General features: G+C 68.4%; 12 protein-coding genes. 10 read left to right on the forward strand and 2 right to left on the reverse strand.

Annotation, left to right across the window (positions count from 1 at the left end; all coding sequences use genetic code 11):
- Window positions 1-81: 81 nt before the first annotated feature.
- The 4 genes from CNE_RS02110 (at window position 82) to CNE_RS02125 (ending at window position 3,766) form a co-directional block, all read left to right on the forward strand.
- Complete coding sequence (locus CNE_RS02110; protein WP_013955497.1) at window positions 82-582, forward strand: potassium transporter Kef; 501 nt, start codon at window positions 82-84, stop codon at window positions 580-582.
- Between the two features lie 76 nt (window positions 583-658).
- On the forward strand, window positions 659-2,119 hold the full coding sequence (locus tag CNE_RS02115) for an HdeD family acid-resistance protein (protein WP_013955498.1): 1,461 nt from the start codon (window positions 659-661) through the stop codon (window positions 2,117-2,119).
- A 47-nt stretch (window positions 2,120-2,166) separates the two neighbouring features.
- Entirely contained in the window at window positions 2,167-2,517 is a 351-nt protein-coding gene (locus CNE_RS02120; protein ID WP_013955499.1) for a hypothetical protein, read from the forward strand.
- 310 nt (window positions 2,518-2,827) lie between these two features.
- Window positions 2,828-3,766, forward strand: a complete 939-nt coding sequence (locus CNE_RS02125; protein WP_013955500.1) for a glutamate/aspartate ABC transporter substrate-binding protein — start codon at window positions 2,828-2,830, stop codon at window positions 3,764-3,766.
- A gap of 15 nt (window positions 3,767-3,781) precedes the next feature.
- On the opposite strand, the gene CNE_RS02130 is transcribed toward CNE_RS02125, so the two are convergent.
- Window positions 3,782-4,690: a MurR/RpiR family transcriptional regulator gene (locus CNE_RS02130; RefSeq protein ID WP_041227724.1), complete on the reverse strand. Its 909-nt coding sequence runs from the start codon at window positions 4,688-4,690 to the stop codon at window positions 3,782-3,784.
- 291 nt (window positions 4,691-4,981) lie between these two features.
- Here CNE_RS02130 and CNE_RS02135 point away from each other — a divergent pair, with 291 nt between their 5' ends.
- From CNE_RS02135 to CNE_RS02160, 6 genes are read left to right on the forward strand one after another with little or no spacing between them, the layout of a single operon-like run.
- Window positions 4,982-5,503: a type IV pilin protein gene (locus tag CNE_RS02135; protein ID WP_013955502.1), complete on the forward strand. Its 522-nt coding sequence runs from the start codon at window positions 4,982-4,984 to the stop codon at window positions 5,501-5,503.
- Window positions 5,504-5,505: 2 nt separating this feature from the next.
- On the forward strand, window positions 5,506-6,000 hold the full coding sequence (locus tag CNE_RS02140) for a GspH/FimT family pseudopilin (RefSeq protein WP_013955503.1): 495 nt from the start codon (window positions 5,506-5,508) through the stop codon (window positions 5,998-6,000).
- A complete protein-coding gene (gene pilV, locus CNE_RS02145) occupies window positions 5,997-6,620 on the forward strand; it encodes a type IV pilus modification protein PilV (protein ID WP_013955504.1) in 624 nt (207 codons plus the stop codon). The genes CNE_RS02140 and pilV overlap by 4 nt, the downstream gene beginning before the upstream one ends.
- Window positions 6,617-7,660 (forward strand): PilW family protein, encoded by a 1,044-nt coding sequence (locus CNE_RS02150; RefSeq protein WP_013955505.1) that lies wholly within the window; start codon window positions 6,617-6,619, stop codon window positions 7,658-7,660. Before pilV ends, CNE_RS02150 begins: the two co-directional genes overlap by 4 nt.
- A 23-nt stretch (window positions 7,661-7,683) precedes the next feature.
- Window positions 7,684-8,250 carry a pilus assembly PilX family protein gene (locus CNE_RS02155; protein WP_049800542.1) on the forward strand — a complete coding sequence of 189 codons (567 nt, stop codon included), beginning with the start codon at window positions 7,684-7,686 and terminating at the stop codon, window positions 8,248-8,250.
- A 49-nt stretch (window positions 8,251-8,299) separates the two neighbouring features.
- The gene (locus tag CNE_RS02160) at window positions 8,300-11,542 is read left to right on the forward strand and encodes a pilus assembly protein (RefSeq protein WP_013955507.1); all 3,243 of its coding nucleotides are present in this window, start codon (window positions 8,300-8,302) and stop codon (window positions 11,540-11,542) included.
- A gap of 13 nt (window positions 11,543-11,555) precedes the next feature.
- Here the strand turns inward: CNE_RS02160 and CNE_RS02165 are convergent, their stop codons facing one another.
- Window positions 11,556-13,046, reverse strand: a complete 1,491-nt coding sequence (locus tag CNE_RS02165) for an efflux transporter outer membrane subunit (protein WP_013955508.1) — start codon at window positions 13,044-13,046, stop codon at window positions 11,556-11,558.
- Between the last annotated feature and the right edge of the window lie 8 nt (window positions 13,047-13,054).

The raw sequence follows: 13,054 nt of genomic DNA on the forward strand, positions 1-13,054 counted from the left end.
TCCAGTGCTATTTTGGAGGGCGCTTTTTTTTCCGCGCTGTTCCCGATCCTTCCGGACACCGACCAGGCTCTGCCGCTGCGCATGGAAACCTCCGCCGAACACTATTCGCTGGCCCTGCTGTGCGCCGCGGTGCTGACCGTGACCGTGGTCGGCATCCACTACGAGGCGCTGCGGCTGCTGTCGGCGATACATCCCCGGCGCTGGAGCGGGCGCATGAACATCGGCGTGCTGATCGTCTGCATCATCGTGGTCCACTGCCTGGAAGCACTGGTGTTTGCGCTGGGCTTCTGGTTCGCCGACCACGTGCTGGGCCTGGGCGGGCTGACCGCGATGGGCAGTGCCGGCGTGTCCGGCGTCCACACGCAACCAGGCGTGCTGGTCTACGCCTACTTTGCGCTGGAGACCTTCACCACGCAGAGCCTGGGCGACATCGTCCCGGTGGGCGCCAGCCGCCTGATCGCCAGCATCGAGCCGCTGGTCGGTCTGATCCTGATCGGCTGGTCTACCTCGTTCACCTATGTGATGATGCGCCGCGACTGGGAGCTTGAGCGCGACGAAGGAGGCGGGCGCCGCGCTCCCTAGCGGAATCACCGCTCATGTGACCCCACCACGGGCCGCGCTCAGCGGCGGCCCGGCAACGGAAGGAGGACGACCTGACATGGCAAGACTGGTGATGATCCTGCTGGGCGTGGACTACCTGCGCACGCGCTGGCGCGGCCTGCTGCGGCTGGGCTGCCTGAGCGTGCTGCTGGGGGGGGCCATGTTTGTCGATGCGCTGGACAACGCCATCTATTTCCCGATGACGCCGTTCGCGGTGGTGTTGCTGCTCGAAGGGCTGGCAACGCTGGTGGTGGCGCGCACCGGCATCGGCGGGCAGCGCACGCTGCGGCAGGTCAAGGGTGTGTCGTTCTGCTTTGCCGCGGTGCTGATCCTGGCCGGCCATCATCACGGCAACTTCGTGCTGTCGATGATTTTCGGCACGCTGTTCCTGGCCGACGGGCTGCTGCAGATCGTCTCGGCCCGCGTGGTACGGTTCCGCACCTGGCGCCTGGCGGTAGCCGTCGGCATGTTCGAGATCGCGCTGGCCATCTTCTTCTACCAGCCGTACCCGACCCACTATGTGGGCACCGTGCCCTATTGCCTGGCCCTGGGGCTGATCTTCGGCGGCTGGAACATGCTGCTGCTGGCCTCACGCCTGCGCCGGCTGGACCACAACCCCGGCATGGACGAAGCCGATGCCGCGCCGGCGGCTCCCGCCTCCGCCGTCCCGGCAACCGATGCGGCTGCTGCTGCCGATGTGCCCGACATGACCCTCTGGGACGGCCCGCCCGAGCCCGGCGAGCATGCGCTGACCGTGCATGTCTGGACCCCGGTCGGGTCCGCCCGCGGCGAAGCGCGCCGCCAGCCGTTGGTCGACCGCTATATCGCCGCGGTGGACCGCGACGGCGTGATCTCCACCGGCCATGCCGCGCTGGAATCGCCCGAGGGTATCTATATCAGCCTGTACCCGGCCGAGGAAATCGACCGCTCGCCAGACGAATTCACCCGCATCCTGCGCGCCACCCGCGAAAACGACGTGGGCGGCAAGTTCCAGCCGGATTACCAGACCGAATCGCGCGCCTGGTGCCCGTCGACGGTGCAGGTGCGCATCCGCAACTATGACCCCGAGCGCCTGGGCCGCTTCTGGAGCGCCTACCGCCAGAACACCACCTACAACCTGACCGACCGCAACTGTTCCAGCACCGTCTCGCACGCGCTGGAAGGCGCGTCGGCCCGGGTCTGGCGCCAGGCCAAGGGCTGGCGGCCGCTCTGGCGCCTGCTGACCACGCCGGAATTGTGGGTGGCGGCGCAGATCCGCAAGCGCGCCAAGACCATGGCCTGGACGCCCGGCCTGACGCTGGACTACGCACGCGCGCTCAGCATGCTGGCCGATCCGCGGCCGTCCGGCTGGGCCAGCATGACCCGGATGGCGCTGGGGCAGATGCGGCGCCAGCGCCGGGGCTGGCGCGAGGCCGCGCGCACCCGGGCAGACAAGGAGGGCAGCGGAGCCGTCGCAGGTGGCATCGACGCCGCAAATGCTGAAAATGCCGGTAGTGTCAGGCAGGCCGCGAACGATTAAGCTGGCAGCCTTGCATAAATTCATCGAGCCACAGGAGAGAAGTCATCATGCCGAGCCAGCGAACCCTGATCCGCATTGCCGCCATCGCCGCCCTGGCGATGGCCTGCAGCGCGCATGCGCAGAGGCCGGACGGGGACAGTGCCGCCGCCGCGGCCATCAACGAAGCGGTGCAGCAGGGCACCACGCCCTACCGTCCCGACCCGGCGGCAACGCCGGGCAGCATCCAGTCGGACGAATGCCGCGCCCTGGCCGCGCAGATTGCCGAAGCGCCCAAGCGCGAATATCGCGCCACCCAGCCAGCCATCGAGACCGCCCAGGGCCGCATGATCCCGGAACTGGAGCGTGACCGGCCGAAGAAGTCGCTGCAGCAGGCGTACCGGGAGAAGTGCTCGCAGTAAGCCGCGCGCGGTCGGCCGCAGCCGGCAATACACCGCGGGCGGCACCACAGTCGCCCGCTGCCTTTTCCGCCTTTTCCTTCCCCAGGCCGTTCCGGCCCGTCCTCCCAACACAGATCGTTCGTCATGCACCTGCGCGGCGCATGGCTGCCCCATAGCTACGCAACCGCCTGCCGCCGGACGCTTCTGTTTCACCACGCCGGGTAAAAATACATATGTTTCATGGTTATCCATGATGGAACACTTGTTGCTCTTTGCCTAGCATTCCGGTGCAAAGGCGCATCGCGTGAACGCTACCCAAGGAGAGCCTGGTATGAAAGCAGCACAAGTCACCTGTCCGCGCAGTTCGCAGCGTCCCCTGGCGGAGCCACTTGCCGCCGCCGTACTGGCGTTATTCGCGGGCACGGCGGGTGCTGCCGACGTGGCGGCCAGCCCGACGCTCAGCAAGGTCAAGTCGTCGGGCACGATCGCCATCGGCCACCGCACCTCGTCGATCCCGTTTTCGTACTACGACGCCAACCAGAAGGTGATCGGCTTCTCGCAGGACATCTGTGATCGCGTCGTCGATGCAGTGAAGCGCGAGACCGGCGTGCCCGGCCTGCAGGTGCGCATGGTGCCGGTGACCTCGCAGAACCGGATCTCGCTGGTGCAGAACGGCACCGTGGACCTGGAGTGCGGCGTCACCACCAACCTGAAGTCGCGCCAGCAGCAGGTGGCGTTCTCGACCACCTTCTTTGTTGCGGGCACGCGCTTGCTGGTGAAGAAGGGCAGTCCGGTGCGCGACTTCGCCGACCTGTCGGGCAAGGCGGTGGTGACCAACGCCGGCACCACCTCCGAGCGCATCCTGCGCCGGCTCAACGACGAGAAGCAGGCCAATATCACCGTCCAGAGCGCCAAGGACTATGGCGAGTCATTCCTGATCCTGCAGTCCGGGCGGGTGGCGGCATTCATGATGGACGACGTGCTGTTGTCCGGCGCGCGCACGCTGGCGCCCAATCCCGCGGAGTGGGCGGTGGTAGGTACGCCGCAGTCATTCGAGGCCTACGCGTTCATGATGCGCAAGGACGACCCTGGCTTCAAGCAGGTGGTCGACGGCGCCATCACGGGGCTGATCCGCAGCGGCGAGATCAACAAGCTCTACGCCAGATGGTTTGCCGCACCGGTGCCGCCCAAGCACGTGAACTTCGAGCTGCCGATGAGCGAACCGCTGAAGAAGGCCTACGCCAACCCCAACGACGAGGCCTTCGATTAAGCGCGGCGGGCCGGCTCAGCCGCGTCCGGCCGCCACATAGGCGCCGGTGCGGTGCAGTTCGCCCTCGGCCTGCTCCAGCGCGCGGATTGCGCCCTTGCCCTTGCGTGCAAGCAGCTGCTCGACCAGGGCCTCGACCATGGCCACGCCGGCGGTGACGGACGGGAAGAACGATGGGCTTTCCACCGAGAACAGCAGCGTGCAGTCTGCCGCCAGCGCGATCGGCGCGACCGTGCTGTCGGTCAGCGCGATCACCTTGCAGCCGCACTCGCGCGCGGCCGCGGCGACCCGGATGCTCTCCTGCGAGTAGGGGGCAAAGCTGACCACCAGCACCGCATCCTTGGGCGCCAGGCCGCGCAGCTCCATCTCCAGCGTGCCGGCATCGGCGCGGATCAGGTGCACGGTGCTGCGGAACAGCCGGTAGACATAGTGGAAGGTGAACGCGATCGGGAAGCACGAGCGGAAACCCGCCACATGCACGCACGCCGCATGCGACAGCAGTTCCGCCGCTTGCTGCAGCGTCTTCTCATTGCTGGTGGCGATCATGTCGAGGTTGTGGTGCTGCGCGTCCAGCATCTCGCCCAGCATGCGGCTGGCGCTGCTTTCACGCACCACCTTGCGCGCGCGGCGCGCGTACGGCTGGCTGCCGCCGCGCAGCGCATCAACGAACAACTCACGCAGCCCCTGCCAGCCCTCGAAGCCGAGATGCTGCGACAGCCGCACCAGGGTGGCAGGCTGCACCCCGGCACTGGCCGCGATCTTGCGCATCGACAGCACCGCCACGTCCTGCGGATGGTCGAGCAGGTAGCGCGCCCCGCCCTGGAACTGCGTGCTGAGGGTGGGGAAGTTGCTGCGCAGCAGCGCCAGCAGGGCGTCCAGGTCCTGCGGCGGCGCTTGCGGCGATGGGGTGGGGCTGTCGGGCGGCATGGGCATTCCGGATTCGGTGTTTGTAACGATTGTTGCACAGGTGCACCCGGGCGCGCATCGGGCCAGTCGAACCAGGGCGGGTCAGGGTTCCCCCTCACTGCCGGATAACGTCTGCCGCATGCCTTGGCTGTATGCCCTGTGCAGATCCCGTAACGCCACTGTCTGTTCGCTACAACGCCGGCCAGCCGGCATCATATTTTCCTTACCCACTTGGCGGATCGTGACTTACACTCCGCGCCATAACCTCCGGAATTCGGTCAACCGGAACATAATTGGTATCGGAGCGCGAGCATGGGACATAGAAGCCCGGCAGTGCGACACGGCGGGAGGGTCAACTCGTCGTTTCGGGTCATTGGGGAAGTTGGGGCAACCGGCAATCCATGCCGGGGCTGGCGCCTGCGCGGCGCCAGGGCAGCGCATGGCTTCACGCTGATCGAGGTGATGATCACGGTGGCGATCATTGCCATTCTTGCCGCCGTCGCCATTCCAAATTACAGCCGTCACGTCGTGCGCTCGCACCGGGCCGCAATCGAGTCCTTCATGCTGGAGGTCTCGGGCGCCCAGGAGCGCTACCTGGTCGACAACCGCGCCTACGCCGCCAATCTGGGCACGCTGGGCATGTCGGTACCGGCCGCGCAGGCAACGCGCTACGACGTCGCCGTGACGCCAAACGCGGCGCTGCCGCCCGGCTACAGCATCGTGGCCACGCCCAAGGGCAGCCAGGTTGCCGGCGACGCCGACTGCGGCTCGCTGACGCTGACCAGTGCCGGCGCGAAATCCGCGTCTGGTTCAGGCACCGACTGCTGGAACTGACCATGCGGCGCGCCACGTTCCCGCCGTCTTCGCCCGGCCGGCCCACCCGCCGCGGCTTCACCCTGGTCGAACTGCTGTGCGCCATGTCGGTGCTGGCGATCCTGGCGGTCGCGGCGGCGCCGTCGTTCTCTTCACTGATCGCCAACCAGCGCGTGCGCGGCGCCTCGCTTGATCTGACCTCGGCGCTGCTGCTGGCGCGCAGCGAGGCGGTCAAGCGCAATGCCACGGTCACGCTGGCAGCCACCGGTGCCGCCTGGACCGCCGGCTGGGCGGTCACCGCAGGCGCCGAGACGGTGCGCAGCTTCGGGCCCTACGGCGGCCTGACCATCACGCCCAGCGCTGCCGGGGCCCTTGCGCTTGGCAACGACGGCCGGCTCACGGGCGCGGCCATGACTTTCGAAGTGGCACCCAACGGCGATACGGCAGCGGCGTCGCGCGTCTGCGTGCAGGTCAGCGAGACTGGCCGCGTCGCCTCCGCCACGGGAGCCTGCTCATGAAGCACAGAATCCCGCGGCTGCGGCCGCGCATGCCTGGCCGCCGCACGCAGGGCGGCTTCCTGCTGATCGAGGTGCTGGTGGCGGTGGTGATCCTGCTGGTCGCGCTGCTTGGCACCGCCGGGCTAGTGGCGCGCTCGGGGCAGACCGAGATGGAGTCCTACCAGCGCGTGCAGGCGCTGGCGCTGCTGCAGGACATGGTTGCGCGCCTCAACGCCAACCGCCAGGTGGCATCGTGCTATGCCAACGGCGCGACCGGCATGCAGCTGGGCAGCGCGGCGGCGCCGCCGGCGGCGTGCACGCAGGGCACCGCCGCGCAGAAAGCTACCGCCGATGCGGACCTGCAGGCCTGGAACACGGCGCTGCTGGGTAGTGCCGAGAAGCGCCCGGGGGCCAGCGCCGCTGATGCCGCCCAGGCCGTCGGCGCCATGATCGGCGCGCGCGGCTGCATCGAGACCGTGGACGCCGTCAACAATATCTACCGCATCACCGTGGCCTGGCAGGGCCTGGCCACCACTGGCGCGCCCGCGCTGGGCTGCGGCAAGGACCAGTATGGCAACGATGCCTATCGCCGCGCGGTCAGCACGCAGATCCGCGTCGGCACCCTCGGAACCGTGTCATGAGCCCCCTGCGCCTGTCCGCGCGCCGCCTGCGCCGCCAGCGCGGCATTTCGCTGGTCGAGCTGATGATCGGCATGACCATCGGCCTGGTGCTGCTGACCGCGCTGGCAAGCCTGTACTACGCCAACAGCCTGTCGCGCACCGAGTTCGTCAAGTCTGCCGAGCAGGTCGAAAACGGCCGCTACGCGCTGGAACAGATCCGGCGCGAAGTGGAGCTGGCGGGGTTCTTCGGCGCCGGCAGCATCGCGCGCGGCGCTACCGTGGCCGAGCCAGCGCTGTGCGCGGCAGACCCGGCGGCGCTGGGCTTCTCCGCGGCGGGTTTGACCGTGCCGCTGGCGCTGACGGGCTACGGCCCCGGGGTGGCGGCGGCATGCCTGCCTGACCTGGCGGCCACCTCCGAGGTGCTGGTGGTGCGGCGCGTATCGACCACGCCGGTGGCCGCACCCACGCCGGGCGTGCCTTATCTGCAGGTCTCGGCCTGCCCGCAGGATACCAATTCCTTCGTCTTCGACGCCAGCGCCGCGGCGGCCTTCGGCCTGCGCACCAAGGCCTGCGATCCCGCCCAGCCGGCCGCGCTGCGACAGGCCGTGGTGCGCGTGTTCTACCTGGCGGGCTGCGACCGCTGCAGCAACGGCGGCGACGGCATCCCCACGCTGAAGATGGCCGAGCTGGTGGGCGGCGCGTTCCAGTCGCGCTCGGTCGCGCAGGGCGTGCAGGACATGCACCTGCAGTACGGCGTGGACCTGGACAGCAACGGCTCGGCCGACTGCTACGTGGCCGACCCCGGCGCCAACAACGCCGCGGCCTGCGCCACCGTGCCGGGCTATGACTGGACCAACGCGCTCGCCAACTGGCGCAACGTCACCACCGTGCGCGTGAACCTGCTGGCGCGCACGCTGAAGCCCTCGGGCGGCCAGTCCGACAACCGCACCTACGACGTGGGCCGCGCCGCCGCCAGCGGTCCGTTCAACGACGGTTTCAAGCGCCATGTGTACGCCCAGGTGGCGCGGCTGGTCAACGTGGCCGGACTGCGCGAGCAATGACCTCACCCCGCAAAGAGCAAGCAATGATCAAGCAATCGGGTCGCCAACCGCAGGGCCGGCCACTGCGCCGCGGGCAGGACGGGGTCACGCTGGTCGTGACGCTGGTGTTTATGGTCCTGTTCCTGCTGATCGCCATGGCCATGGTCAATTCCGGGCTGGTCAACGTGAAAGTGGCCGCCAACCAGCAGCACACCGCCGAGGCGCGCGACGTGGCGCAGCAGGCGATCGAGCAGGTGATCAGCAACGATTTCACCAAGGCGCCGGCCGCGGTTGCGGTGCCGGTGGACGTCAGCGGCGACGGCAAGGCGGACTACGTGGCACAGGTGGCGCAGCCAGAGTGCGTGACAAGCAAGCCAATGAAGAACGTTGAGCTCGACCTGAGCGATGCCGACGACGTGTCTTGCCTGATCGGCAGCGGCGTGCAGAACACCGGGATCGTGACTGCAGGCAATAGCGGCGGCAATTCGCTGTGCAATGCCACGCAATGGGATGTGGCGGCCACTGTCAACGATGCCGCCAATACCGGCACCGTTGCAACCGTGCACCAGGGCGTGGCGGTGCGCATGCCGACCGGTTCGGCCTGTCCGTGACCGCGCAGGACACTACGACCTCTTCACCATCGATCGGACGGGAACCAGCATGACGACCAACGCCTGCCGGCAGCGCCGCCTTGCGGCTTTCGCAATCGCCCTGCTTACCTTTGCGGGCGTGAACCGCGCGCGCGCCGAGGACATCGACCTGTTCACCGGTCTGCAGACCAACGCCGGCACCAAGCCCAACGTGCTGCTGCTGCTGGACAACGCGTCCACCTGGAACGCCAGCACCACGATCAAGGGCTGCGACATTCCCGATGTGGTCAGCGCCAACAATGCCGGCACCGATGTCGGCGCGATCCAGTGCGCGCTGTACCGGGCGGTCAACACGCTCGTGACCAATCCGCAGCTCGCCGGCAACATCAACATGGGGCTGATGATGTTCGGCACCAGCACCAACACTGGCGGGATCTTCCGCTATCCGTCGGCGGCGCCCTATACGCTGCCGACCATGGATGCCACCAACGGTAACGCGTTCCTTCAGTACATCAAGAGCATCGACCGCCAGCGCGACAACTCGAACAACTCGCAGGTGGGCGGCGGCATGCAGGAGGCGTGGGCATTCTTCGCGGGCAAGAAGGGCTTGTCGGGCACGCAGTACACGTCGCCGATCACCAACCCGTGCCAGAAGAATTTCGTCATTTACATCGCCAATGCGGTCAACAACGGCAAGCCGCAGGACACCGGCACGGACGCCAAGGACGCGCTGGTGGCGGCCGGGGCCAACGCGACGCAGCTGACCACGCTCAAGCTGAATCCGGCCGCCAACAAGTACGAGAGCAACTGGGGTGATGAATGGGCGCGGTTCATGTACCAGACGGACGTGAACGGCAATGTCGAGAACAACCAGAACATCATCACCTACACCATCGCCGTCACCGACGACAACAACCCGGACTATGTCGAGTCGACCCGCAGCATGGGCGACAACGGCGGCGGCAAGCGCTACGTGGTGAAGCTGGGAGACGTGCAGGCGCTGGTCGATGCGCTGCTGCAGATCTTCAACGAGATGCAGGCCGTCAACAACGTGTTCTCGTCGGTGAGCCTGCCGGTCAGCGTGAATGGGCAGGGCTCGTACCTGAACCAGATCTACATCGGCATGTTCCGTCCTGACGCCACCGCGGCGCCGCGTTGGATGGGCAACCTGAAGCAATACAAGCTTGGCTACGACAGCAGCAAGCAGATCGTGGTGCTGGATGCGAATCCGAGCGGGCCCAACCAGCAGAGCGCGATCAGTAATGCCGGTACGGGCTTTATCTCGCCCAACGCCAAGAGCTTCTGGACCGCGGAGCCGCCGCTGGCGTTCAGCGGCAGCAGCTATTCCGGCAGTGCCGTCACCGGCTGGCCCGCCAAGGGCTTCTGGGTCAATAGCCCCTCGGGCGCGGCCGGGGCGCTGGACTCTGCGGACGGCGCCGCTGGCGTCACCGGCGGCGACGGCGAGATCGTCGAGAAGGGCGGCGCCGGCGAAATGCTGCGCGCGCAGATCGTCACCGACCAGGCCGCGCGCAAGCTCTACACCTGCCCGTCGGGCGCGTGCACCGCCAAGGTCCTGGCGTCGTTCGATACCGCCAACACCTGGCTGACCAACGCCACCGGGCAGACGGCGCTGAACAGCAGCGCTGCCGACGTGAAGAACCTGATCAACTGGGTGCGCGGCCGCGACGTGCAGGCGCTGGGCGAGAGCACCGTGGCCGGCACGGAGCAGCAGAAGGGCCCCGGCGGTAGCGTCACGGTGCGCGGCTCGGTGCACGGCGATGTGCTGCACTCGCGCCCGGTGGTGATCAACTATGGCGGCACCACCGGCGTGGTGGTCTTCTACGGTGCCAATGACGGCGTCTTCCATGCGGTCAACGGCAACCAGACCACCGGCATCAACGGCGTGCGCCCTGGCGGTGAGCTGTGGGGCTTCGTGCCGCCGGAGTTCTATGGCAAGCTCGGCCGCCTCTACACCAACACGCCCGAGGTGCAGCTGAGCGGCTCGCCGACCGGCTCGGGCGCCAAACCGCGCGACTATTTCTTCGACGGCACCACCACGGTGTTCCAGGACCTGCGCGATCCGGCCAATCCGCGCGTGGTGATCTACCTGACCGCGCGGCGCGGCGGCAGGCTGGTCTATGCGCTGGACGTGACCAACCCGGTGGCGCCCGAGTTCCTGTGGAAGTCCGACAGCAACCAGATCGCCGAACTGGGCCAGACCTGGTCGCAGCCGCGCGTGATCCGGGTCAAGGGCTACACCAACCCCCTGGTGGTGATGGGCGCCGGCTACGACGCAGCCGAAGACGCCGAGCCGTCGCAGGGCGGCGGCGCGACGGGGCAGGGGCGCGGCGTGATCGTGTTCGATGCGCTCACGGGCACTGTGGTGCGGGCGTGGCTGGCCGATTGCACCGGCCTCGGCGCCACCGTCTGCTCGGTACCCGCCGGCCTGAACCGCGCCATCCCGTCAGACGTCGCGGTGGTGGACCGCAACGGCGACGGTCTGATCGACAAGGGCTATGTCGGCGACATGGGCGGCAATGTCTGGCGGCTGGATTTCGAGACGGCTGCCGGTACGGGCCCGGCGGCCTGGACGCTGGGCAAGTTCGCCGCGCTGGGCGGCGCGCAGACCAGCAACGATGCGCGCAAGTTCATGTACCCACCAGATGTCATCACCACCGGCGCCTATGACGCGGTGATGATCGGCAGCGGCGACCGCGAGCATCCGCTATACACCACCAGCAACGCGGCGGGCCTGGCCTATAACGTCACCAACCGCTTCTACATGTTGAAGGACACCGCGCTCACCGGCGGGCTGCCTGCGACATGGACGCCGCTGACCGAGAGCAGCCTGTTCAACGCCACCGCCACGGTGTATGCCGACTCGGGTACCGGCAAGGGCTTCTACCTGACGCTGGGTACCGGCGAGAAGGTGGTTAACGCGCCGCTGACTGTGGCCGGCTACACCTACTTCGGCACCAATACCCCCAGCGTGCCCAAGTCAGGGGCCTGCTATCCGGACCTGGGTATCGCGAGGGGCTACGCGGTGTCGTTCCTGACGGGCAAGGGTCTTAACGACAACCGCTATGTCCAGTTCAACAATGGCGGCCTGCCGCCGTCGCCGGTGTTTGGCGTGGTGGCGGTGAGCGATGCCCAGGGCAACACCAGCAACGTGCCGGTGCTGATCGGCGGCGGCAACCAGAACGGGCCGGGCGGTGGCGACAATACCTCGTCGCTCGGTGCGCAGAAGATCTCGCCGCCGGGGATCGGCAAGCGCAAGCGCACCTACTGGTACACCCAGAGCGACAAGAAGTAGCCGGCCGCCGCCGTCACCGCGGCGCTGCCGCCACAGCGCCGCCTTCCTCCTTCCACCACCCACCCCCCAACGCCTGCAGCAGCGCCGCCGAATCCGCCAGCCGGTTGGCGCGCGCCTGTGCCAGTTCCAGCGACGCCTGCCGTGATTGCCGTTCGGCATCCAGCACCGCCAGCTGGCTGACGCCGCCGAGGCGGTACTGCTCCGACACCACTGCCAGCGTATCGCGCGCCTGCCGCGCGCTGTCGGCGCGTTCGCGCAGCGCCGCGGCATCGGCTTCGAGTGCGCGCAGTGAATCGGCCACGTTCTGCAGGCCCTGCAACACGGCTTGCCGATACGCGGCCAGCGACTGCTCATAGGCCGCTTCCGCCGCGCGTTTGCGGGCCTGCAGCTCGCCGCCGCGGAATACAGGCTGCACCAGCCCCGCAGCCAGGCTCCATACGTTCAGGCTGCTGAACAGGTCGCGCGCCGCGGTGGCCTGCGTGCCGCCGTTGGCGCTCAGCGTGATCTGTGGATAGAGATTGGCGGTGGCTACGCCGATATTGGCGGAGGCCTGGTGCAGCAGGGCCTCGGCCGCGCGGATGTCCGGCCGGCGGCGTGCCAGCGTGGCCGGCAGGCTGACCGGCAGCGTGTCGGGCAGCTGCAGTTCGTCGAGGCGGAATTCGGGCAGCGTGGCCGAGGCCGGGGTCTGGCCCGTGTACACCGCGAGCTGGTGCCGCGTGGCATCGAGCTGGCGTTGCAGGGCCGGCACCAGGGCTTGGGTTTGCGCGAGTTCGGCGCGCTGGCGCTGCACGTCGACACGGGCGACGCCGCCCGCGCGCAGGCGCTCCTCGGTGATGCCAAGCTGCCGCTGCTGGGCCGCAGCGACGGCGGCCGTATCGGCCAGTTGCGCGCGCAGGCCGGCTTCGCGGATGGCCGCGGTGGCCACGTTGGCGGTCAGCGCCAGGCGCGCGGCTTCCAGTTCATAGCGCTGGTAATCCACCGCTGCCTGCAGTCCCTCCAGTTCGCGCCGCTGGCCGCCGAACAGGTCGAGCACGTACGACACCTGCACCGTGGCGCCGTACAGCGTGAACGGGCCGGGGCTGGGGATCGCGGTGATGCCCAGGGACTGGAAATCGACCTGCTGGCGCGTGGTGTTCAGCTTTGCGTCAACGGCGGGCCAGCGCGTGGCGCCGGTGCGCGCGGCCAGGTTCTCCTGCGCCTCGCGCAGCCGGGCGCGCGCCTGTGCGAGCGTGGGGCTGGCATCCAGCGCACCGCGGATGGTGGCGTCCAGCGCCGGGCTGCGGAACAGCGCCCACCACTGCGCGGGCACATCGGCGCCGGCGGCCAGGGTTTGCGCGTGGGATTGCCCGCCCGCGTCCGCGGCGTCGGCCGCTACGGTTGCCACTGGCTGCGGGCCCGGCACGTAGCCGGCGTCATCGGGCGGCGCGGGCGCGCGGAAGTCGGGACCGACGGCGCAGCCGCACAACAGTGCCGCGGCGACAAAGACAGGCGTGAGTCGAGACATGGCGAACC

Origin of the sequence: Cupriavidus necator N-1, assembly GCF_000219215.1 — a bacterium.
Classification (GTDB): domain Bacteria; phylum Pseudomonadota; class Gammaproteobacteria; order Burkholderiales; family Burkholderiaceae; genus Cupriavidus; species Cupriavidus necator.